Raw genomic sequence first — 23,276 nt, 5'->3', positions numbered from 1 at the left:
CAGATTAATTTTATGACTATATGAAGATATGATGCACCGAAAATAGGCTCTTTTTTTCAAAAACGTTTTTTATATTCGGCAAATCAGCAGTAATAGACTTACCTTTGATCAAACATGTTTATAAACCAACATAACGTACAGGAAATCGGTTTTTCTCTTGCCGAAATTTACTTAGCATACAGTGGTCATATTTTTTCAAGAATAACGGAAGAATATATAGAAAATGCTACATAAACGTGAAGTTTGATCAACTTAGGGGGGATAACCTTGTTCAATCAAATAGTAAAAGCTGTACCCAATTTATTTACGATTGGAAATTTATTGTGCGGTGTTTTTTCAATTACCATGAATATGAGTGACTATTTGGAAGTAGCCTCCATTTTTATTTTCTTTTCAGCTGTTTTAGATCTCCTTGATGGAAGAATTGCGAGGAAATTAAAAGTGAACAGTGAGTTTGGTGTACAATTGGATTCCTTAGCTGATATTGTTAGTTTCGGAGTTGCTCCTGCACTTTTATTTCATTCGATAGCAACACCTTCTATTTTAACTTCTTTGGCATTTATCCTTTTCCCAACGATGGGTGCTTTAAGATTAGCTAAATTTAGTGTAAAACCAACCATTGGATATTTTAAGGGATTACCTATTCCAGCTGCTGGATTACCATTGGCCGGTATGGGATTGTTTTCATATAGCAATGCATGGATTACATTAATCCTCGCTCTCTTAATGGTAAGTCCAATTAGGTTTAAAAAACTTTAATTGGGATCCCGTCTATCGCTTTAATTTCATTTGTGGAACGGTTCGCTAATATCCATCAAGTTGAGGGGTTTGATGTTATTCATCATTTTACGAATGCAGCGATGGGACAGACTTTAAAGAGCTTATCTATTGTAATTAATCATAATAGATTGTGAAATTGAATAGCCTCCAGTTTTTGAGGCTATTGTTTATATTTCTGATATGTATTTTCGCCTCTATATTGAACGAATCAATCTTTCTTCTCTAATACCTCAAACGATAAAAATATACTTCGTTGCTATAAAGGGCAAAAAATTTTCGTTTTGTGGATATTATTTATTTTTTTAGCTTGATAGCGATGTGGTGATCCCACTTGTTTAAAAGAACTCCTACCTCTCAAAATACTTAGTTACGCCCAAATAACATAACAAAAAGATTAGGAAATCACTCCTAATCTTTTTGTTTATTACTATTCCATTGCCCCAGCAACATCATAATCATTTAAATCTAATTCAATCGGTTGCCCTAACGCAAGTTTCGCAAGTTCTGATCCTAAGTATGGACCTGCTGTTAATCCTGAAGCACCTAATCCGTTTGCAATGAGTATGCCTTCAAAATTAGGGAGTGGGCCAATAACAGGTAAGAATCCTGGCGTAAACGGCCTGAATCCAACTCTGGTTTCAAGCATTGTACCATCTTCTAAACCAGGCGCTACTGTTAACGCTTTATGGAATACTTCATGTAAACCGCCAGCTGTTACACGGTGATCGAAACCAGTAGCATTCTCATGCGTTGCACCAATTACGACATGGCCATTGTCAAATGTTAAAATATATTGATCGTTCGGCGGCATTACAACTGGCATATTTTCTGTTGCTGTATTTTCCATTTGCAAATGAACAATTTGTCCTTTTTGGAACGTAACTAAGAAATTAATTCCTAATGGATTCAAGATTTCGTTCGCCCATGCGCCTGCAGTTACTATTACCTTTTCTGCTACAATTTTTTCGTCATTTACTTTAACTCCCGTAATATGATTCCCTTCACGGACTAATACTGCATCACCTTTTATGAAAGTTGCACCATGTTTTTTCGCAGCGCTTATTAATGCGTTGCGTAATAATCTTCCATTTACTCGTGCAGCGCCACTAATATGAACAGAACTATATTCTTCCGATAATGCTGGGAATAACTTTTTCGTTTCTTCAGCTGATAAGCGAGTGATTTCACCAATCTCCGGTGCATCTTCACGGCGTTTATACGCTCGCTCTTCCATTTGATCTAGTTTTTTCTCATCAGTATGTAAACTAATTGCACCTACACGGTTGTAACCTGTATCCGTTTCACCGTCTTCTTCTAATTGCTGAATTAACGAAGAATAGTAACGTGCACCGCCTTTAACGATTTTATACCATGCTTTATTACGACGTTGCGACAGCCACGGACAGACAATACCTGCTGCTGCATCAGTTGCTTGACCTAAATCTTGACGATCTACAATAGTAACCTTCGCACCAGCCTTAGCAAGATGATAGGCAGTAGATGCCCCTAAAATTCCAGATCCAACTACAATATACGATTTCATTTCAAACACCTTTTCTCTTTTGCTAATTATTTAAATATAAGAACATACTTTAGTATACTGAAAGGAATCCTTTTTTCAATGTGCTCAACGTAATTAATTGTTGCATCATTGTGACGTTCCTAATCATTATTTTTTCTTCTTACGGAATAATTCAATTGTTTTATAGCCTTGTGAAAGGATTTCAATCATTTTCTCAAGACGTTTATCGCGTGTTTTTTCTTGTTTCACAGAAAATAAATTACGTGCCCAATCTTTTTGATAACCAGGAGTTAAACTTTGATAAAACTTAAGTTCAGCTGGATGATTAGCCAATAATGCTTCAACATCTTGAATACGGTCTGCATAATCAGCAACACATTGACTCGCTGCAGGTGTTTTCTTCGCTTTTTTCTTTTCACGTTTTAAACCTACAACTGTAAAGACATCATCCATACTTACCATTCGCGCAAATTTAATTTCGCTTTCCCCCACATATCCATCATCTCCAACGTTTAATGCCGGAAACATCTCATCACGGTGAATAAACGTACTGTAACGAGCATTACCTTTTTTCGGATATGCGAAAAACACGTAACCTTTTTCAATTAGTAATTCTTCATTACTAATAATAAAATTCGTTTGTTTCACCATTTCATCAAGTGTTTCAACAAAAATAAAAATAGCATCATGTTCTTTTGCAAATGAGGTTTCTTTACCTGTGAAAATGTCATAATCACTTGGTTCGTTAATTACGACCATATTTGTATACTTATTTAGTTTCAATTTATCAATAACTGACATTATAATCTTCCTTTGCATCCAATATTCATTTTATATACTTCTTTATACTGTTCTAGTGTATTATATCTATTAAGAAAATTAAACTTGAAATCGTATCATTCTGTTTCAATAGACCATAATTTTTTACTATAAGGAGTGGTTTTATGCCGTATGTAATCCGGGATGAAGGGCTAGTTTTGCAAGGAGATAATGGAAAAGAGCCAGTCTTTCATACATATGAAAAAGCTGAGGAAACGTTAAAAACGGTAACTATACCGCAGTTTCCGAAAAATATTAGACGAAAACCATTTAAACCAAAAATAATAAAAATAGCCGATTCTGAATAAGAACCGGCTATTTTTATATTCACAACTCAATAGCAAATAAAGTATATAAAAGCTCTTTATATTTATTTTCTGTAATTTCACGCTTCGTTTTTTCTCCATAAATAATTTCAGTTAAACTAGTATTCGTTAATGAGACATGGCCAAAGTTCGTCAATTTTACTGCAATGGGTCCTTTATTGAAAATAGATTTCTCATCTTTTATCACTCTTCTTTGAACATCGTTTACTACTGTCACATCAATAATATGTTTATAAAAAGCATGACAAACTTTCCATTCTCCATCAACATCTATTCTTTCTAGAACATAGTTTCCTTTACTCGTATCTTTTTGTCTTACTCGATACGAACCGTTTTTAGAAGAAACAAGTTCGCCAGTAAACGGTACTGGTACAAGAGGTACTAATGAAGCAATACCTACATCAATTAAGTACCTTACGTTTTCGTAATTTAAAATAATTGTTATATGCCCATCTTCAAGCGCCCAATCGTTTATATCATTTTTATATACGGTACCTAGTGCGAGTTGTACATCATAACCACTATCTTTTAAAAAATAGTAAAAAAGAGTATTTAATTCATAACAAAGCCCACCTCGAGAACTAGTTAAAATTTTCTCTTGTAAGTTTTTCATAGAAATTGTATTCGCATTACTTGCTATTACATTTAAATTCTCAAACGGGATTGTGTGGGCAAATGCAAAGAGTATTGTACTTAATTCTTCAAATTTTATTTCAGTACGTTTTTCAAGGTTTAATCTTGTGAAAAGTTGATCTTGTAACTTTGTCATATTCAGCACCCCTTAATAAGTTATAAATTAAAATAATATATGCTGATTGTAAATTTGAAGGGATATAGTAACAATGTACATTTGCAGTTACTGTACCGGTACAAAATTTAAATTTGAAAAACATATTTATATAAAAATACAAATAAGAGGCACCTTCACGGATGCCTCTTTCGAATTACATTTTATATCTTTATTTCAATGAGCTTAATTTTTCAATTGCTTGTTGCTCAGTTGCTAATAAAAAAATATCCTTACCTTTATTACATTCATAAATAAAATCCTTTAAGCTTTTACTCGTATACATAGAGAAATCTCCAATAATAGCAATCTTTACTCTGTAGTTTATAAACTTTTGAAGAATATCACCCGCAAGCCGTGTTTTTAAGTCAAAGAAGCTTTCACTTATTAATGATTTATTGATAGCAATCCGCTTTGAATCCACTTCATATTGAACTGTTGCCATGAGATCTAATGCAGATTGAACGTCGGATATTAATACTGTATCGTTTCTGACGACGGCAATATTTATTCCGCCAATTACTACTTTCTTTATTTCCATAGTCTCACCCCTCTATAATTTATAAAGTATATATTAAACACGCTGTGTAGATCTTCATTAACACACATAAATGATTTGCCCCTGGCTCAATATCCTTTATATCCTCGTAAATAAATATTGTTTTAAAACTTCTCATACGGTCAATGAAATTAAAGGTAATCTATCTTTTTACTATTTTTGAAAATTTATCTCTCCACAATAACTTAATAAATTATCAAAAGAAGTAATCTCGGCATATGGTTTAGTGTCGGTATTATTCTTAATCATATTAGGATTGAACCATATGCCCTTTATATTTGCATTTTGACAACCAGCAATATCCTTTTCTAAGTCATCTCCAACAAATAGTACATCTTCGGATTGTACATTTAGCTTATTTAATGCTAGTTCGAATATACGTTTATCAGGTTTACTAAATCCCACTTCTTCAGAAATAATAATCGTATCAAAATACTCATTTAAACCCGTATTCATTATTTTAGCTTTTTGCCTCTGAGTTGAGCCATTTGTAATAATTCCAACTTTAAAGTGCCTCTTTATATGATTTAAGAAAAGAATAGTATTTTGGTCAATTGAAAAACATTTAGGCAAGTTTTCATTCCAAAAATCTTGGATATAATTGCGTGGCAATCTATATTTCGGCGCGAATTCATCAAATAATGATTCTAAAACTATTGTTTTATCACTAATGCCATATTCTCTTTTATCATATTCTTTGAATTTCTGTAACATATTGTTTTTGACTGTATCACTAACATCCTCATAACACTTCTCTAAAACTAATAAAAACAAGTTATCTACTGCCTTATCCCTATCAAGTAACGTATCATCTAAATCAAATAGCATCGCTTTATAACCCCTCAAATAATTTCACAACCTTTCTCGCATGATTTAAATAATCCCTTATTCGCACCTTAGGCCTTTACTAAATTAGCAAAAAAACTACAAAGTTTGTGGCGTACGCTCTAGAATTTCGCTGGCTTCTTTTATATTTAAATTCATCTCCCTTTCCCCTTCTAGTAAAGTATCGAAAGTATATTTTCAAACAGTTAAAAAAACTACATGCAATTTACATTATTATACATTAGTTTTTTGTAAATATTAATCGTTCAGCTTTTTATATGATAAGTTTTTTCAAGCACACAAATATTTCTCCATAAAAAAGGAGTATAGGTAATAATCCTTTTTTACGGAGAATACACAATCTTGAAAATGGAGTTAATACGTTAAATGTCCTATGAAGTTTCCTACTGTATCTCCACATAAACTACAGATAGTACGGCTATAATGACTACCAGAGGTGATATTATGAAAAACTATCATATTCTCGTGGTAGAAGACGATCAAGAAATTCAGGAATTAATTAAACAATTTTTAATGACACAACAGTATACAGTGGTAGTCGCATCAGATGGATTAGAGGGTATGACACAATTTAATAAGCAATCCTTTGATTTAATTCTTCTAGATGTAATGATGCCCAATCTTAATGGATTTGAAGTATCCAAGATGATTCGAAGTCAGTCAAACGTACCAATTATTATGCTAACTGCATTGGAAGAAGAGGAAGATCAAATGAAAGGGTTCGATCTTGGAATCGATGATTATATAACAAAACCCTTTTCGTTTCATGTTTTGATTAGACGAGTCGAAGCTGTACTTAGAAGAAGTTATGATAAAAATGTAAATAATCATTTGGTATTTAAAGAAGTGCGTATCGATGTTGATGCATATAGAGTATATGTAAATGACGTTGAAATTTTATTAACGACAAAAGAGTTTGAAATTCTACAACTACTATTTCAAAATGAGAGAAAAGTACTCACAAGAGAAAATATCGTAGAAAAAGTTTGGGGGTACGATTATTTTGGAGAAACACGAATAATTGATACACACATTAAAAACCTACGTAAAAAGTTAGCTATCCCTTATATTAAAACAATAAAGGGTATTGGTTATAAAATTGATGAATAGTATTGTGAAAATCATGAAGATGAAGCAAATTACTTATAAACTCTTTATGACTACCTCTCTCATTTTGTTATCCTTTGCAGTATTGATTTATTTAACTTTATACTTCTTTCTCCCTACGTTTTATGAGCAATACAAAACAGATCAACTTCAAACAGGGATAAAAGAAATCATTGATAAATCTAAAGATCTTACGTTTCAAGATGCGATACCACTTTTTGATGAATATGCAAAAAAAAATAATGCGATGCTTTATCTTCAAAATAATGAGGGAATAATTAAATACTCTCCTTCATTTTCTTTTACTCAAAATGGTTCGCAAACAACAGTAGTTACTAGAGCCACACGGTTCGAGAATGCAGGTACCCTTAGCAATTCATATAACGTTACGAAACCAATTCAATTCCAAGATGGTAGTTTAACGCTTATAGTCTTTGCTACATTTCAACCAATTGATGAAGCTTCACAGGTTTTAGTACGCTTTCTCCCCTATATTAGTATCATTGTACTCATAATTGGTGTAGGAAGTGCTTATTTCTATTCCAGGTTTATTACAAAACCACTTATTTATATTAATGAGGGTGCACAAAAGATGGCAAATTTAGATTTCTCCGAAAAAATTGAGGTTCGCTCTACAGATGAGTTAGGAGAACTATCTAATAGTTTGAATGACATGTCTATTAACTTACAACAAGCTATGTTTGATTTAAAAAAAGCAAATCAACAATTAAAAAATGATATTGAAAAAGAACGAGAAATAGAAACAAAACGCAGAGAGTTTTTTGCGATTGTAGCACATGAATTAAAGACCCCTCTTACTGTAATGAAAGGATACTTAGAAGGGATGATATACAATATTGGCCCTTATCAAAATCGTGATCAATATTTAAAGAAAAATCATCAAATTATTGAAAGTATGGAACAATTAGTTCGTGAAATTTTAAGCATGTCGAAATTAGAACAACACACCTTTAAACTAAAAGTAGAAGAAGTTAATCTTTCGAAGTTAATAGATACAATCACAAAAGATCTCGAATTTTTTGCTTCTCAAAAAAGCATCCAAATAATAAAAGAAATTGATTCTGATCTTTCTGTTTATACAGATCGTGTTCTTTTTGAAAAAGCATGTAAAAATATTATCCATAATGCGGTTATGTATTCACCACATAATGAAAAAGTCTATATAAAGTTAAGTGAGGATTCTAAACAAGGTCAAATCAAAATGCAAATTATGAATACAGGTGTCAATATTAAAGAAGAGGATATACAACAAATTTTCAAACCATTTTATCGAATTGAAAAATCAAGGAATCGAAATACTGGAGGAAGTGGTTTGGGGCTATATATTGTTAAACAAATTCTTGAAACGCTAGATATAAAATATTCTATAAAAAATATGGAACATAGTGTACAATTTTGCATGAACATTCCATTATCTAAACAAAAAACAAACAAACTCCCCTCTTAGTAGGACGAGTTTGTTTGTTTTTTGTAGTTTTAGTATTGATATTTTTCGAGTTACTTTTTAAGCAATATTGGGATTAGCTTTTTTACCAATCCACATACCTAAGCCCACCATGCCAAGCCAACAGCAAATTGCTAACATAAACATCAATCGTTGTACGGATAACCCTTCAATCTGCATTTGACCCTTCCCAACAATTGTTTGGAAAAGTTGCGACCATTCGACATCGTAAAACACTCCTACTCCCACAATCACAATCAATATAAAAAATTGTAAAAATATATTCCCCATATTTCTCCATGTTGTGTAAATGAGTAAAGAAAGCTCTCTATGTGTAGCATTCACCATATATACTTTCATATTATTTTGAGAAGAAATACTATTAATGGCATAGCTCCCAAATGTAACGCTAAGGACTATAAATATTGGAGAATAAAACCCGAATATCATGATTAAAGTACTTACTAAAAACAAATGGATTGGATTAACTTTCTTAGCAGCTTTGATATCTAAAAATATGGACATCAAAATCCCTAATAGGTATGGTCCAACTACAATGAAAATACAGGTTAACATGTTATAGAAAGTAAAACTATAAAAAATACCCATCAAAAATAAATATCCATTTCCTAATCCAAGTAAAAATGATTCTGCCTTTAAGCGAATTGGTAAAGAAGATGAAAGTTTATGAAAGAACTTTCCTTTCAACAAACTCAAAAACATGAAACAAATAAGCGCTATAGAAAGTAGAAAAAAATAGAAAATATATTGTTCATTATTTATGTTACGACTTGTTCGTATCAAAAGAATAAGCATTGAGACAAAAAGAAACTTTCCTACTACCGATACGATGGAGATAGGTAAAAGCCCTTTGGCTAACTCTGTCCTCGGCATTTTTTTTATAGCAAAAAGGATACTGATTAAACAAATCCCATATATGCATGTTATCAGCGGCGGCGATAAAAAACTAATCGCTAACAAAACGATTATTAGTAAAAGAAAAACGATACCAATAATAATCGCTTGTTGATTTTTAGTATAAATCTTTCCCCCGCCTTCCACATGTAGAAACAATAAAGTACTCGTCATGGTAGAAATTGTACTAACTGCAAAACCAGAAAATAACGCACTTATTTCGAGCCATCTCGAACTCCATCCAAAGAAAGTAACACTAAGTAATGATACTATCAGAATAGAAACAGTCCAATATAAGGAGCGGTGAATCCCAGCCTTATTCACAATAGGTATCCAGATAAACACACCCGTCATATAAGTTGTATAAAACAAGATTGATGGCCAGTATCCCTCAAAGCCTTTCGAAATCTGTAATCCATAAACAATGTAAATAAGCATGGGTGTAAAGATAGTCGTTATTAGTAGACTAAATGTAGTTATACTTTGCACCACAAGTCTTTTTTGTTTTGTCGTATGTATCGTATAACACCTCACTTAAAATGAAATCAGTAGTTGTTATTACTTATTCTGTCCGAAATGAGGTTGTTATATATGCGCAATCCGATTGAAATTCCCATTACGAGGTAAACTCAATCTAAATCCACATTAAATTAAGTGGCGTGCAAAAAAGGTGGATTTTGTGATTCTTATAAATAAAATTAATGGATATATTCAAAACCTTAATCATAAATGGAACAAATGTATTACTTAGATTGTCTATTACATATAAAAAAGGTGCTTTTGGTAGTTCTCTCATTTTGTAATGCAAGAAACACAAGATGAGTGCTATCTGGTACATTTGTTAATTGTATCGGTATGTAAAATACCTAAACAAAATCCATATATTCTTGAAAGAGGTTGAAAATGTATGCTAGTTTCAAAGAAGTTTTTTCACATCGCACATTATAAAAAGATGCTCCCTGTAGTATTACTTTCATGTGCAACGCTTATAGGCTGTTCCAATAGTAATATTCAATCCGAACCACCGAAACAAACCAAACAAGAAAATACAGGTAATCATTCTTTTGTAAAGCTTGAAAAAGAATATGATGCTAAACTTGGTATTTATGCATTGGACACAGGTACGAATCAAACTGTTACTTATCGTTCAGATGAACGGTTTGCATACGCATCTACCCACAAAGCCCTTGCTGTTGGAGCACTGTTACAAAAGAAATCAATAGAAGATTTAGATCAAAGAATTAAGTATACTAGCAAAGATCTTGTGAATTACAATCCAATTACTGAAAAATATGTAGATACAGGTATGACTCTTAAAGAGCTTGCGGATGCTTCCATTCGATATAGCGATAATACTGCACAAAATCTTATTCTTAAGCAATTAGGTGGGCCAAGTGAATTCAAAAAATCACTGAGAGAAATAGGAGATACTGTCACAAATCCTGAACGTTTTGAACCAGAATTAAACGAAGTGCAGCCAGGAGACACTCGTGATACTAGTACCCCAAAGGCATTAGCTACTAGTCTTCAAGTATACGCGCTAGGCGATATACTTTCCATTGAGAAACGGAACTTTTTAATAGATTTGATGAAAAGAAATACTACGGGGGACAACTTAATTCGTGCTGGAGTTCCAGGAGAATGGGAAGTAGCCGATAAGACCGGCTCTGGGTCTTATGGAACAAGGAATGATATTGCAATCATTTGGCCACCAAATAAAAAGCCAATTATTCTTGCGATACTTTCTAATCATGCGAAAGAAGATGCGAAATACGATGATAAACTTATTGCAAATGCAACTAAAATAGTGTTAGACGCTTTAAAAGTAACAAATAAATCATAGTAATGAATTTAAGCTGCTCCTACTTTACGGCACATATAGTTTTAAATACTTGTACTTATCTAAACGCTAAGAAATGTAAGCGTGTTTTCAGGCAAAGAAGGAGGCAAAAGCCTCCCTCTTCTCCTAATCGAACTCTCCTCCCATTCCTAAAGAAGACGACGCCACATCGTAGTGGTCTTTCAAGTTCGAATCTCCTATTTAGAGTTAATATTTTACGTTTCCTTTCATCTTCAACCATTCTAATGCTCAATCATATTACGCATATTTTTAGATTTTCCATTTGTAGCTATATTAATCGAGACATTTAAATCTAATTCTTTATTTTGAAGGGATATCCCCCCCTCTTTTTTATACTGTTTCCACAATTTAGAATTCTGCCGATATAAGGAATGTGATAACTGATACGTGTCAATCCCTCTTTCGATTCCTTTTCGGTACGTTTTTTTAATTTCTTTTTCAACTTGGTCCTCTGCAATTTTTTTAATATCATTTACAGGCATAGAATTTATTAATTGAAAAATATCAGCATCGAAATGGATGTTCATAAGTATACGTAATTTTCCATTTTTAATAACATGCTTTGTATCTATCTTTGGATTTTTTAATACTATATGTCCAATGATTTTCTTGTTAAATTTTAATAGTAATGGAGCTCGTTTGGTATTTTCATCCGTCCATCGAACCCCAGCAATATCATGGCTGTTTAAATGATTTATATAGGATTTATCGTTTATAAAACCATAACCACTAAATTTTAACATTGGAAATGATGTATGTCCTTTTTTCCAATATGTTTTAGTCGTAGATAAGAATGGAATGCGAGTTGTCATCCCAGGTTCATAATAATTTCTTTGGAATTTATATAAAGGTAAAGGATCTATTATTGTATATTGCTTGGTTATCTCTTTTGGTAAATTAATGATTGTATATAATTGAGAAATATTTAATATATTATTGTTCGCTAATATATTTTCTAAAGGCTCCTTAGTTCCAAATATCCACATAGTATCTCGAAATTGAAAAAAACGAGAAAAAAAATCATTAAATTGATTTAAGTCACCATGTTTTAGAAATCTCTCTGTTACAACAATTGTTTTGAGATGCTCCCATGAGATTTCTTGTTGAGCACCCTTATAAAAATCAAATGCTGCCTCATCTAAAATGGGGCCTTTTCCCTTTCCGATATAGGCCTGGCTATAATTACGGGTAGTACTCCCTTCTTGTTTAGCTATGTTAGAAAAATTAATAAATTGCGGACGGATGATATAGTTATTATCTTTAAAATCGATACCTAGACTATTTATATACAAAACGTGATGCAACTCTCTTTGATCCCAACACCCTGTTAGAAACGTACACATCATAAAAAGAAATATAACTATTCTTTTATTTTTCTTCATCGGTACTCTCTCTTTTCCTTGTATTATCTTGCGTATGCAATTCTTCAGGTCTTTTTTTCATATACGTGAAAGGAAGTCTAAATGTGGCTGCTAGCATACTTTTAAACACAGGGGGTGAATATGGTGTAAAGAATGGAACTCCAAAAGAGCGTAAATTTACTACATGTATCACCATCACAAGGACACAAAAGATAAATCCTACTATGCCTAATAAAGAAGATACTAAGAATACTACATACCGCAATATACTTATTATTCCTGTTACTGACTGATTAGTTAAAGCAAATGTCGAAACAACCGAGATTGCTATTATAATGACCATAGATGCTGAAACAATGCCTGCACTAATAGCAGCTTGTCCAATAATTAATCCCCCTACAACAGATAATGTTTGACCGAATACGGCAGGAACACGCAATCCTGCTTGTCTCAAAATTTCAAATAAGGTCATCATAATTAGCCCCTCTAAAGGAGCTGGAAAAGGAATCCCTTCTCTTGATAAGCTTAATGTAGCTAGCAACGTATAGGGAATCTGATCTGGATGATATGTAATTAGTGCTATCCAAATTCCTGGAAGAAATATAGAAATTGCTATCCCCAAAAGACTTACAAGTCGTACAAAGCTACCGAATATGTAGAAAAGATCTTGATCTTCAGATGTATTCACAAAAAAAGGAAATGTAACTGGTGCAATTGTCGCTGTTGGTGACCCTTCAACTAGTAAAATAAAACGCCCATATAGCAAACAATTCACAGCATAATCAGGGCGCCCTGTATATTCAACTAAAGGAAATACACTAAATTGATTGTTTGTAATTAACTCTTCAATTTGTGCACTTGAAACAACCCCGTCTATTTTAATTTGTCTTAATTTTAATCGAACTTGATTAATGATATCTTGGGATGCGACATCTTTTAAATACAGGAGTGCTACTTTAGTTTGTGTTCTTTCTCCAATAATAAATTCTTCATAACTAAGAGAACTCGTTTTTAGTCTTTTTCTAATTAATCCTATGTTTGTGTTTAACTCTTCAACAAATCCATCACGTCCACCACGAATGGTCATCTCTGTATTTGTTTGTTCAACTGATCTGGTAGGTATTTGGGCAATATCAACTATATATCCATGTTTAGATTCTTCAAAAATAATAAGTAGGTTACCTTCAAATATAATCTGAGAGATAGTTTCATTCGAATTTACCATATCTAATTTCTGTACTGATAACTGGGGAATTAATGTTGAGAGGTTAAACTCTTCTATCGAATTACTTGAAAGCTCTTTGCAAACATGGGATGATGTGGCTTGTTTTAATTTTGTATTGTCAATTAAGTTTTGACAATAAATAAACAATACTGAATTCTTTTTTTCTTTCTCATCCAAATCACGCTTTATTACTTTTACATCGTTGCATCCTTCAAACCACTCTAGTGCTATCTTCTCATTTATTTCTAGTCGTTTGTTCATCTACGTTGTCTCCTTCAAACTCAGCAACCTTATATAAAATACATCCTCATACTCTTTTAAGAGCTTTTCTTAAATTTAGCAACCCATACAAACACTATTAGTAAGATAGAAAACAAAAATAGCCCTAAAGCTGAAACTGGTAAAATAATTTGAGATACAAACCAATAGAAACTAGAGTCACTGATGGGTAGTATACTTATTAATAAAATACATGAAAGTATTGCAAACATAATCCCATTTCTCGTTTTTCGATTTGTAATTGATAACAAATCTGGTATAAGAAAAACAACAAGTGATAGACGAATAAAGATCCCTACAAGCCACTGATACACGGAGAGAAAGTCTAAATTTTCAATATACCTTCCTATTGACACAAGTCTCCATTCTTCAAATGCTGGATATCGTTGGTTTGCTGCTACGAAAGGTCCAAATTCTATAATAGCTGCCATAACTGGGCCTATTGTGATACCGATAATAACCATTCCCAAAGCGATCAGTTGATATAATTTGACTTTTGAACAAATGTGATGCTGTAAGAAAAGAATAAAAATTAACTCTAAAAATCCCGCTGCAGGATAAACCATTCCCTTAAATACTGGCTTCATTCCATTTTCCATCATTGGCTGAAGTAAAGAATAATCTTTATGCGGAACATTTGCAAACATTACAAAAAAACCAAGTAGAAATACAATAGGTAACAAAACTCCTGTTGTAAGTGCAATAGATTGAATTCCTCTTGTAGCATTATAGAGACAAATCATTGAAAAAAGTATTCCTAATACAAAGTGAGGTGTTTCTGGTAAATAAAAAGAGAAAAAAGTTAATGTTTCTTTTAGTGCAACGACACCAATTGTTATTAAATAAATCACAACTATGAATATGATTGGATATACACTGAGTTTCCCAAAATTATTTTTTAACCACGAAAACAAGTGTTCATTTTTTATGTTTCTATATATGATGAATATTAATGAAATCCAAATCAAGTATATAATGCTTACTAATATGATAGAGATCCACGAATCTCTACCCGAGGTATCTAATAACATAGGAATCATAATGACATGATTAATTATCCCAATACTACCAATGAGTATCATAGAAACTTGAAATAAAGTAATTGTTTGCTTAGTCATACATACCACCATATTTTGTAATGAATAAATATTACATAGTATAACTGATACATTGCATCTTTATTCCAAATGGTTAGTGCTTAGAGCCATGGACAATTAAACGCTCTTATTTATAAAATCTATCACATGAGATGTAAGCTAGTTCCTTTTTACAGATAAATAATTAAACGGGACAGTATTTAGATCATACACCTAAATACTGTCCCGTTTTTTATATGCAATTCTTCAATGATATAGTAAACCGATCATAACAAAAAGAACCTGTAGAATATACTACAAGTTCTTTTTCAAAAATTGTTAAAAAGGGAATAACAAACTATCTTAACATTCAATACAGGGAGACCATTTTGATTATGGCTTGGTTATATTGTATATCAAATATAAATATTTGAAGAAACTAATTTCGAAAATTATGTGAATTAAAAAACTAGGGTGATATTAAATTTCGTTTACTACCAACTTCTTCTTACTTAAATAGACTGCACGATCTGATTTTTTAGCAACTTCCTGTGAGTGCGTCACAACAATAATACATTTATTTTCTTTATGTGCAAGTTCTTGAAACAGTTCTATTATATCCATTGCCGTTTCTTCGTCGAGGTTTCCTGTCGGCTCATCCGCAATCAGTAAATCAACATTACAAGATAACGCTCGAGCGATTGCTACACGCTGCTGTTGCCCGCCACTTAGTTGCAGAACATTTCGTTTCGCTTCTACTTCTGTAAGTCCTACTTTCTCTAATAATTCTAACGCCCTTGCCGTTTTATTTTGCACTTTAACACCTGTAATTTCCATTGCTGTTAAGACATTTTGAAGAGCACTCATATAGGTAATCAAATTATAAGATTGGAAAATTACCGATACATTTTGATTACGGTACCGATCCAAACCAATTTTTCGAATATCCTTTCCATTAAATAGTACATAACCATTTTTAGGTATATCTAGCCCACAACCTAAGCTAAGCGTAGTGGTTTTACCAGATCCGGATGGTCCTAGAATCGTGTAGAAATGTCCTTTTTGAAAAGAAAAGTTAACATTTTCTAGTATCGCTACTTTTTTTCCGTTACTTTCATAATAATAATCTAAGTTTTTAAATTGTAAAATCGTCTCCATATCGAGCCTCCTTATTCATCTTTTAAAAGAATTTGTTTTGGATTCAGGCGTAGAATAGATAATGCTGGAAGAAGCGTTGCTAATATAGCAATAGCTAGTCCAATCCCCCCCATTTTCCCTACATCTTCGCCTGTTACACTTACATTAATTTTATCAATTGGATCCTCTTTTTGATTTTGTACAGTTCCACCAGGTCCAGCTACCATTACAGTTCCATTTTGTGAGGTGTTTGTTTCTTCTCCTGCTGTAGCAATTTCACTCGAAAGTAAATTATCCCCTATGAATTGAGAAATTTTTGCTCCTGTTGTTATGGATAATCCAAATGCTAAAATAGCGATACATACTACTTCTACTACGAACTGCGCCATCAGTTTCCACTTTTTCTCTCCAATGGACAATAGAATCCCCATTTCCTTACGACGTGCTTTAATCGATAACATAATGATTAACCCTAAAATAATCGCACCTGCAATTGATACAATATAAATAATCATTTGAGAAGTAGATGAGATATTTTCGATAGGCCCAATCATTTGTTTGTACAACGAATCATGTGCATCTAATTTATAATAATTAAAATCAATATCAGATTTTTTTGCTTCTTCTTTAAATGCTTCAATGTTTTGTGGATCTTTCAAGAAATACACGACTTGAATGCTACTTATACCTTGATCTATTTCTAATTTTTTCATAGTTGAATGCGGCATATAAAGTTTATTAGCTGGATCCATTATAGGAGGGGCCTGTTGACCCATTGCTTGCTCATTCGTTTCATAAATACCGATAATTTCAACCTCCAGGGTTTCCTTCTTATCCCCTGATTGCACTTTAACTTTGTCTCCTACTTTCAAGTTGTTTAATTCCGCTAATCGTTTTTCCATTAAAGCTACATTCTGATCTTTCATCTGTTCTGTAATTGGTTTCCCATCAATGATTTTACTTTTTCCATTCTTAAAGCTTTCTTGTAATGCAGTTTTGCGAACTCCCTCAATCATAAAAGAAGAATTCATATCTATTTCTGTACCGGAGCCTGAACCGCCTCGTACAGCCGCCATTCCCGCCTTACCTTTTCCTTCTTCTTCTCCTTCTGAAGCCCCTACTAGTTTAAGTCCGTCAGAAATTCCGAGAGTGCTAGTTATGTAATTATAGTCTTTTACATACTTTGACTTCGCTAATTGATCTGCTTCTTTTGTATTAAGCTTCGGTGGATTAGGCATCTCTCCAGTTTCCCTAGCTTGTTGACCTAATTTGTCAAAATCAAGACTTAAAGTAACATCTGCACCGAGTTTTTTTCTTGCTGCATCAGCAGCTTTTTTTGATGCATTTTGGATTGTGAATCCTGCCAACACTAAATTTGTAACAATTAGGAAAACTGCCATCAAAATTAATGATGTTCCTACTCTTTTTTTCATACTGAGAATTGCTCGTTTCATAAAGTTCATTTTTTCTTACCTCCTTGATAACTTGTATTCTATATAGGTTATCTAGAGTCTATATGGAGCTAATCGGTAGTTTATCTAGAGATATAAGGAGTTTATGTGTAGTTATTCATTGACCTGGTCAAGAAAGACCGGAACACATATTCAAAAACGTAATCGTTTTTGAATATTGGCAAGGAAGTATGGCTTTAGATAGCATTGAATGAGAGCATACAAATCCATGCTTATTACGTAATTTCTATACAACAAATAAAAACCACCCTATTTGGATGGTTATATGTGTGCTTGTTAAATATGAAAATTCATTAAAGAATATGGAGGTTTATTGAAGTTGGTCGGATTCTCTAATAATAATATTGTGTTAAAAAGCCTAACTTGTAATTTTATAAGTTAGGCCTTTATGCTATCTATAAGAAAAAGTTATAGAGACTCATAATATTTTATAATTTAACCTTTTGTATTTAAACAAGTAAAATAAAAGTAACAAGTGCATACATTAAGGAGGTTTTTTGATAGTGACAGAAACTATAACATTTAGGATTGCAACGGCAGATGATTTAGATGAAATTGTAAAAATGCTTGCTGATGATGTTTTAGGAAATAAAAGAGAGCGCTATGAAACACCACTCCCTGATAGTTATATAAGAGCATTTCATGCTATTGATTGTGATCCAAATAATGAGTTGATTGTAGCGTGTGATGGGATGGAGATTGTCGGTATTCAACAAATTACATTTACGCCTTACATTGTACGTCAAGGGGGTTGGAGAGCTACAATTGAGGGTGTACGGACAGCCTCATCAAAACGTGGTAAAGGTATAGGAAGTAAACTTATTAAATGGGCTATTCAACGTGCTAAATTACGGGGATGTCATTTAGTACAGTTAACAACAGATAAAGAACGACAAGAAGCTTTACACTTTTATAAGAAATTAGGTTTTAAAGATTCTCATGAAGGATTAAAACTCTTTCTCTAATGAATATAGCTATTCATATACCAAAAAGACGTATATTGTAAGGTTAATTAACTATAGGCTTCGAAAATTATGGTAACTATCACTGTATTAAATATACAAATTGACACATTGTCTTTCATATAAATTACGTCATTTCAAAAGGTGTACCTTTTGATACGAAAATAAGCAAGCTAATGTTCTCTTTTATGAATGAGAATATTAACTTGCTTTTTAGGTTTTTGTAAAAGATATTTATAGTTTTATTTTATTGATAGCTTTATAATATAATATACAAATTCCCCACCTGTTTTATAATTCAAGCATCTACTATTAGGAAAAGAGAATATTTTACAATTAATTTACAGCATAAATTTTGTCCATCTTTTAGACGATATGTATTTTGGAGGAGGTTAATTTGATTTTTTCAAAACTCATTGATCGATACGCCTTGTATGATTTGCACAAAAAAAGAAGTGTAAAGTTTCAGTATACTTCTCTTTCTAACACCTCACTATATATAAAGGACATAGAATTTTTTTATAAAGTAAAACCATCTCATATTCATTTTAATATTAAGCATTTAAAACAAGAAAAGGAATACATGGTTGGACAATTCAAATATAAAAGCTCGGTTCAATCTGGTGATTCACGCAACGATTCTGTCACTGGGGAATTATTTTTACATAAAAATGAAGATGCACCTCATGTCATCTTTGTTCACGGTTGGAGAATGGATTCTAACGAACGTGTAAAAAAAATATTCCACGACCATATGACCAACTTGAAGTGGAATATGTATTATTTCACTTTACCATATCATTTTGACAGAAAACCGAACCAATCCCTATATAGTGGAGAGTACATGGTAAGTGCCAATGTTGAACGAACTGTAGAAGCAACTAAACAAGCGGTAGCTGATTTACGAACTTTGATCAAATGGATTAAAGCAAATAAAAATGGTCCCTTGATTTTAATAGGAATCAGTTTAGGTGGAGTTATTACTAACTTAACATCTCTTGTTGAACCAGAAATTGATGTGTTAGCATCCATTTTCTACGCGAATCGACTCTCTTATTCAATTTGGAAGACAAATCCAGGTAAATTTATTAGAGAAGACTTGGAACATCATGGTGTTACGTATGATGATTTAATAGCTTATTGGAAAATCACTGAACCGAGTCAAGCATTACCAAAAGTAAAAAAAGAAAATATTTTATTAATTTCAGGCAAGCATGATCTTTATGTACATTCTGAGGATACGGACTATTTGTGGGAATCCTGGGAAAGACCTACGCGATATATTTATACATGTGGGCATGCCGGGATTGTCCTTAAACGTAAAAAAATTGCAACTGATACTATCAATTTTATTCAGAATCGATTGAACTCCCAAAACTTCCCCAAAGCCATACCTTAAAGTGAGGGATTACTAAGTATAGAATCTTATACTTGTAATCTTTCATTTTATACCAAGTTCATTTCATATGGAAAAGGGTTACTCATCATTTTCACCAGGGGCTTATTTTTATAAAAAGAAATTATTGTTGTTTACCCTTTATATGCAATATTACATATAAAAATCTTTAATTGTTCTGTTATAATTTTAAGAGTAAATTATTCATCCATTAATTTACACCATCCATATCTACAGTTATGGAAACCCTAATTACATATAAAAAAGAGAAGAACCTTGGTGAATTCTTCTCTTTTTTATATTTTTTTAAGATTACTATCCAAAGTAATTATTGCAATTACTTTAAGCTGGCTTTTGAATTATAAATTCTGATTTTCATACTTCTTCATGAGTCTAGATAAGAAAAAAGACTCTACTCCTTTTCTAGCCAAATAAAAGGAATTTTTTTAAACAGTTATTTTAATTTGTACTGTTCTCCTATATTAATGCCTGCCCATGAGTATTTCCCTGAATTATATATTAAGGAATGAAAATGTATTAATTCTTTCCGAGTATGAATTCGAATAGGTATCACTTGCAATATGTCATTAAAATAAAAAGGATTATCACTTGGTTTAATTAGAAAACTAAGTGTACATAAATACAACGACATGAAAACACTTTGCTCCTAAATCCACTACTTGTATTATCGGTTGCGTGAAACTCCTTCTTGAGAAAGGTTTTAATTTCAGAATATTCTGTTGACTGTTGTCACATATCCAATTTACAATTTAATTGTGATATTTTTTCACAATTAAACTACTTAGAATACACTTCATTTATTCGAAAACAATTACAAATAGAGGTGCTAAAATGAAAACAAGAGTAAATCCGGAGTTATTACAAGGGTTAGAGATGTTTCCAAATCTCGATTTACACCCGGAAAACTTGCAATCAATCAGAGAAGGAATAGCTCAAATGAGACCACCTACCGTTGTTGATGAATCCCTTTCATTAACAGATGAAGTCATTGTTGGACCTGATGATAATCCGTTACCATTAAGAATTTATCGTCCAAAGTCAAATAATGAGCCTTTACCTGTCTTATTATGGATACATGGTGGTGGTTATATCTTAGGGTCTATAGATGATAACGATGATACTTGTATGAGGTTTGCAAAAGAAGCTGGCTGTGTGGTCGTGTCTGTAGACTACCGCTTAGCACCTGAACACCCTTACCCAGCACCAATTGAGGATTGTTATTCAGCTTTAAAATGGATTGCTGATAATGCGAAGTCATTAAACATTGATTCGAATCGAATTGGGGTTGCAGGAGTAAGCGCTGGAGGTGGACTAACAGCAGCATTATCATTATTAGCCCGAGATCGAAAATATCCTTCAATTTGTTTACAGATGCCACTCTATCCAATGATTGATGACCGAAATAATACACCTTCAGCGAATGAAATTAAAGAAGGATTTGTTTGGAATCAAAAGGCAAATGAAGCTGGTTGGAAAATGTATTTAGGAGAAATGTATGGAACAGATCAAATCCCTGTCTATGCAGCGCCTTCTCGAGCAGAGGATTATAGTGATTTACCATATACTTACACATTTGTTGGTCAATTAGATCCATTCCGCAGTGAAACATTAACCTATGTAAGCAAACTAGCGCAAGCTGGTGTTGATGTCGAGTTTCATTTATATCCAAATGCCTATCACTGGTTTGAAGGGTTAAATCCAAATGCCGATGTATCTATTTACGCTGTAAACGAAATGGTACAAGCAGTAAAGACTGGTTTCAAAAGAGTCTCTAAGGTTGAGGTTTAATCCCTTTACAAGAAAAACACTCGAAATAGTATAATAGCCGATTCTCATTTAGAATCGGCTATTAATATGTAAAATCCACCTAATATATCAAGGTTGAGAAACAGATATAAGATGTTTAGGCGATGTGTTTATTTCCTCTGCCAACGCCTTAATGCTCATCATGATTTGAATTATTTCTTCTAATGTTGTCCTCGGGTTGATAGAGCAAAGTCGGATTACTACTTTTTCTTTTAATTTAGTCGTACTTAGCATAGCAAATCCTCTTTGATTAATTTCTTCCACCAGTTTTTTGTTTATTTCATGAATTGTTTCTGTAGACGTTCGCTTACAAGGAATATAACGAAAAGTAACAATTCCTAATTGGGCAGGTGTTACTACTTCCCAATCTTTTTCTTTCCTTAAAAACTCTTCAACTTGTTCAGCCAACATAATGCCATGATCTATTGCCTCACGAAAAGCTGTGACTCCAAATGCTTTAAAAGAAAGCCATACCTTTAATGCCCTAAATCTACGAGAAAGTTCAATTCCACGCTCCCCAAAATTCACTTTTTCTTCTATATTAGTTTCCGTATCCTTAATATACTCTGGGATCATACGGAACGTTTTACTTAAATATTGGCTATTGCGAATGAGTACACAACCAACATCATAAGGCTGAAAAAGCCATTTATGCGGGTCTAACGTCAAAGAATCTGCACGATGAATTCCTCTTAACACCTCCCTTCCTTTTTCACTGAGAATTGCTGCAGCCCCATAAGCACCATCTGCGTGTAGCCATACATCTTCATCACCACATAGATCAGCCAATTCATCGAGGGAGTCCACCGCTCCGCAATTCGTTGTCCCTGCATTAGCAATAACACAAAATGGTTTTTTCCCTTTTAATCGATCTTCTTTTATTTGCTTTCTTAAAGTACTAACTGAAATTCTTAAATCTTCATCTGTTTCAATTCGGCAAATTTGATGATGTTTGAAACCTAATACTTTAAGTGCTCGATCTACAGAAAAATGAGTTTGGTTAGAAAAATACACAACCGCATTTTCTATGTCATTATTCAGCTTGACCTGTCTCGCTACAGTAAGTGCAGTCAAATTAGCCATGGAACCGCCACTGACAAATAGCCCTTCAGCTGAATCAGGGAATCCTAGCATTGATTTTAACCAGTTGATTGTCGTTAATTCAATTTGTTCAGCACCTGCACCTACTATCCAAGCTGTAGGAAATATATTAAACCCACTTGCTAAAAAATCTGCTATTACACCAACATAATTATTAGGACCTGGCACAAAAGCCATAAAATGAGGATGATCCACATGAGTAATTTGATTAAACACATTGTTATTAAGAAAATGAAGTAACTCTTTTGGATTGGATCCGTTTTCTGGAATCGTTTCAATTAGCTTGTCTCTAAAAATATTACTATCAATCGTTTCCGAAACTGGTTTACTTTTTAAATGATTCATATGATCAACAATCAAGTCCACCGCTTGATATCCTAACTGACGCATCTCTTCGGCTGATAACTGCAAGTTTTTTGTCATTTCGTTTACTCCTATTCTATTTAAAAAGGC

Annotated in this window: 20 protein-coding genes; 8 read left to right on the top strand and 12 right to left on the bottom strand. The window is 32.8% G+C overall.

Annotated features, from left to right (window positions below):
- The first annotated feature begins 267 nt into the window (after positions 1 to 267).
- Positions 268 to 759 (top strand): CDP-diacylglycerol--serine O-phosphatidyltransferase, encoded by a 492-nt coding sequence (gene pssA, locus MR066_RS00545; protein ID WP_002085344.1) that lies wholly within the window; start codon positions 268 to 270, stop codon positions 757 to 759.
- A 448-nt stretch (positions 760 to 1,207) separates the two neighbouring features.
- Here the strand turns inward: pssA and MR066_RS00540 are convergent, their stop codons facing one another.
- Both MR066_RS00540 and MR066_RS00535 read right to left on the bottom strand, forming a co-directional pair.
- On the bottom strand, positions 1,208 to 2,323 hold the full coding sequence (locus tag MR066_RS00540; protein WP_242245593.1) for an NAD(P)/FAD-dependent oxidoreductase: 1,116 nt from the start codon (positions 2,321 to 2,323) through the stop codon (positions 1,208 to 1,210).
- A 126-nt stretch (positions 2,324 to 2,449) separates the two neighbouring features.
- Positions 2,450 to 3,103, bottom strand: coding sequence for a YdeI/OmpD-associated family protein (locus tag MR066_RS00535; protein ID WP_002141913.1), 654 nt, complete (start codon positions 3,101 to 3,103; stop codon positions 2,450 to 2,452).
- Positions 3,104 to 3,246: 143 nt separating this feature from the next.
- Here MR066_RS00535 and MR066_RS00530 point away from each other — a divergent pair, with 143 nt between their 5' ends.
- Positions 3,247 to 3,429, top strand: a complete 183-nt coding sequence (locus MR066_RS00530; RefSeq protein ID WP_242245591.1) for a hypothetical protein — start codon at positions 3,247 to 3,249, stop codon at positions 3,427 to 3,429.
- Positions 3,430 to 3,448: 19 nt separating this feature from the next.
- Here MR066_RS00530 and MR066_RS00525 read toward each other — a convergent pair whose 3' ends face one another.
- The 3 genes from MR066_RS00525 to MR066_RS00515 all read right to left on the bottom strand — a co-directional run bounded on the left by MR066_RS00525 (position 3,449) and on the right by MR066_RS00515 (position 5,621).
- The gene (locus MR066_RS00525; RefSeq protein WP_242245589.1) at positions 3,449 to 4,216 is read right to left on the bottom strand and encodes an arylamine N-acetyltransferase family protein; all 768 of its coding nucleotides are present in this window, start codon (positions 4,214 to 4,216) and stop codon (positions 3,449 to 3,451) included.
- 190 nt (positions 4,217 to 4,406) lie between these two features.
- Positions 4,407 to 4,775 (bottom strand): DUF4180 domain-containing protein, encoded by a 369-nt coding sequence (locus tag MR066_RS00520; protein ID WP_002141909.1) that lies wholly within the window; start codon positions 4,773 to 4,775, stop codon positions 4,407 to 4,409.
- Between the two features lie 171 nt (positions 4,776 to 4,946).
- Entirely contained in the window at positions 4,947 to 5,621 is a 675-nt protein-coding gene (locus MR066_RS00515; RefSeq protein ID WP_137077452.1) for an HAD family hydrolase, read from the bottom strand.
- Positions 5,622 to 6,083: 462 nt separating this feature from the next.
- On the opposite strand from MR066_RS00515, the gene MR066_RS00510 reads away from it, so the two are divergent.
- On the top strand, positions 6,084 to 6,749 hold the full coding sequence (locus tag MR066_RS00510) for a response regulator transcription factor (RefSeq protein ID WP_000800741.1): 666 nt from the start codon (positions 6,084 to 6,086) through the stop codon (positions 6,747 to 6,749).
- The gene (locus MR066_RS00505; protein WP_002189716.1) at positions 6,742 to 8,214 is read left to right on the top strand and encodes a sensor histidine kinase; all 1,473 of its coding nucleotides are present in this window, start codon (positions 6,742 to 6,744) and stop codon (positions 8,212 to 8,214) included. The genes MR066_RS00510 and MR066_RS00505 overlap by 8 nt, the downstream gene beginning before the upstream one ends.
- Before the next feature lie 57 nt (positions 8,215 to 8,271).
- Here the strand turns inward: MR066_RS00505 and MR066_RS00500 are convergent, their stop codons facing one another.
- Positions 8,272 to 9,564, bottom strand: a complete 1,293-nt coding sequence (locus MR066_RS00500; RefSeq protein WP_242246088.1) for a hypothetical protein — start codon at positions 9,562 to 9,564, stop codon at positions 8,272 to 8,274.
- 469 nt (positions 9,565 to 10,033) lie between these two features.
- Between MR066_RS00500 and bla the strand changes: the two genes are divergently transcribed.
- Positions 10,034 to 10,969 (top strand): class A beta-lactamase, encoded by a 936-nt coding sequence (bla, locus tag MR066_RS00495; RefSeq protein WP_242245587.1) that lies wholly within the window; start codon positions 10,034 to 10,036, stop codon positions 10,967 to 10,969.
- A gap of 239 nt (positions 10,970 to 11,208) precedes the next feature.
- On the opposite strand, the gene gerXC is transcribed toward bla, so the two are convergent.
- From gerXC to MR066_RS00470, 5 genes are all read right to left on the bottom strand, one after another.
- Complete coding sequence (gerXC, locus tag MR066_RS00490) at positions 11,209 to 12,369, bottom strand: spore germination protein GerXC (protein WP_242245585.1); 1,161 nt, start codon at positions 12,367 to 12,369, stop codon at positions 11,209 to 11,211.
- Positions 12,356 to 13,834 carry a spore germination protein GerXA gene (gerXA, locus tag MR066_RS00485; protein ID WP_242245583.1) on the bottom strand — a complete coding sequence of 493 codons (1,479 nt, stop codon included), beginning with the start codon at positions 13,832 to 13,834 and terminating at the stop codon, positions 12,356 to 12,358. Before gerXA ends, gerXC begins: the two co-directional genes overlap by 14 nt.
- Before the next feature lie 56 nt (positions 13,835 to 13,890).
- Positions 13,891 to 14,970: a spore germination protein GerXB gene (gerXB, locus tag MR066_RS00480; protein ID WP_033706854.1), complete on the bottom strand. Its 1,080-nt coding sequence runs from the start codon at positions 14,968 to 14,970 to the stop codon at positions 13,891 to 13,893.
- Between the two features lie 438 nt (positions 14,971 to 15,408).
- Positions 15,409 to 16,086 (bottom strand): ABC transporter ATP-binding protein, encoded by a 678-nt coding sequence (locus MR066_RS00475; RefSeq protein ID WP_003189466.1) that lies wholly within the window; start codon positions 16,084 to 16,086, stop codon positions 15,409 to 15,411.
- Between the two features lie 11 nt (positions 16,087 to 16,097).
- Positions 16,098 to 17,528 (bottom strand): ABC transporter permease, encoded by a 1,431-nt coding sequence (locus MR066_RS00470; RefSeq protein ID WP_242245582.1) that lies wholly within the window; start codon positions 17,526 to 17,528, stop codon positions 16,098 to 16,100.
- A 512-nt stretch (positions 17,529 to 18,040) separates the two neighbouring features.
- Between MR066_RS00470 and MR066_RS00465 the strand changes: the two genes are divergently transcribed.
- The 3 genes from MR066_RS00465 to MR066_RS00455 all read left to right on the top strand — a co-directional run bounded on the left by MR066_RS00465 (position 18,041) and on the right by MR066_RS00455 (position 21,704).
- A complete protein-coding gene (locus MR066_RS00465; RefSeq protein ID WP_002085364.1) occupies positions 18,041 to 18,502 on the top strand; it encodes a GNAT family N-acetyltransferase in 462 nt (153 codons plus the stop codon).
- Positions 18,503 to 18,896: 394 nt separating this feature from the next.
- The gene (locus MR066_RS00460) at positions 18,897 to 19,898 is read left to right on the top strand and encodes an alpha/beta hydrolase (RefSeq protein WP_242245581.1); all 1,002 of its coding nucleotides are present in this window, start codon (positions 18,897 to 18,899) and stop codon (positions 19,896 to 19,898) included.
- An 849-nt stretch (positions 19,899 to 20,747) separates the two neighbouring features.
- Positions 20,748 to 21,704, top strand: coding sequence for an alpha/beta hydrolase (locus MR066_RS00455; RefSeq protein WP_242245580.1), 957 nt, complete (start codon positions 20,748 to 20,750; stop codon positions 21,702 to 21,704).
- An 87-nt stretch (positions 21,705 to 21,791) separates the two neighbouring features.
- Here MR066_RS00455 and MR066_RS00450 read toward each other — a convergent pair whose 3' ends face one another.
- Positions 21,792 to 23,246 carry a pyridoxal phosphate-dependent decarboxylase family protein gene (locus tag MR066_RS00450; protein WP_242245579.1) on the bottom strand — a complete coding sequence of 485 codons (1,455 nt, stop codon included), beginning with the start codon at positions 23,244 to 23,246 and terminating at the stop codon, positions 21,792 to 21,794.
- Between the last annotated feature and the right edge of the window lie 30 nt (positions 23,247 to 23,276).

Origin of the sequence: Bacillus cereus group sp. BfR-BA-01523, from assembly GCF_022662615.1 — a bacterium.
Taxonomy (GTDB): domain Bacteria; phylum Bacillota; class Bacilli; order Bacillales; family Bacillaceae_G; genus Bacillus_A; species Bacillus_A mycoides.
This window is presented reverse-complemented; position numbering and strand designations above follow the sequence as displayed.